The organism is Frankia sp. AiPs1 (genome assembly GCF_023716945.1).
In the GTDB taxonomy this organism is placed as follows: Bacteria; Actinomycetota; Actinomycetes; order Frankiales; family Frankiaceae; genus Frankia.
On sequence record NZ_JAMQQF010001085.1, the window covers coordinates 1 to 840 of the forward strand.

General features: G+C 77.5%; 2 pseudogenes. Both read left to right on the top strand.

The annotated features are described in order from the left end of the window. Positions 1–444 (top strand): annotated as a pseudogene (locus ND748_RS33010) (cell division protein FtsK); the annotation flags it as partial. Between the two features lie 109 nt (positions 445–553). Beyond that, positions 554–840, top strand: a pseudogene (locus ND748_RS33015) (hypothetical protein); the annotation flags it as partial.

Consider the following 840-nt stretch of genomic DNA (forward strand, 5'->3'; position numbering starts at 1 on the left):
GTGCTCGCCGCCGCCGCGGACGAGACGCGGGCCAGGGAGGAGGCGGCGCTCGCCGGCACCGCCGGGCCAGAACCGCCCCTGCGCCTGGTGGTCGTGTTCGCGATGGACGCCGGGCGGGCCGCCCTGGAGGTGCGTGACCCGGCGTCGCGCCGGACCGGCCTCGACGATCTGCGCACGGTCACCCGCCGCGGTCCGGCCACCCGTGTCCACCTGGTCGGCTGGTGGCGCGGAGTGTCCCGGATGGCGGAGGACCTCGGGCCGGTCAACCGGGACGACATCGCGGCGTGGGCGGCCGCGGGGGTGCCCGGCAGCGACCTGTTCGCCCTGGCGGGTCACCGCCCGGTGGCCGGCGGCACGATGCCGAACCGGGCGGTGTTGTTCGACCGGCACATCCAGTCCGAGCCGCGCACGGTGGTGCCGTTCGCGCCGATGGTGCGGGGGTAGGCCGGTGGCGATCGGGCAGGAAGATCCAGACGGTGTCGGCTGGGTGGGTGTCCGCCGCGAGGCGGGGCCCGCCCGGCCGGCCGGGGCCGGGGGAGGACGGAGCGCGATGATGGCGGGAGCTGAGCCGTTGGACACCCCCGAGGCCTGGTCCATCGCCGGGTCGTGGCAGCGCGGCGCGACGGCGACGCCGGACGCGGCTGCGATCACGGCCATCCCCGCCGATCCAGCTTCCGATGCAGACCGCGATCTCGACCCTGGTCCCGACGATCCGCTGAAGGCGGCGATGCAGTACCGCCGGCTGCTCGGCGCCTCCGACGCCGCCCGTGCCCGCGCCGACCGGGACGCCTACCAGCGGCGCCAGGGCGGCCGCGCGCAGGCGCGCCGGCACCGTGAGGC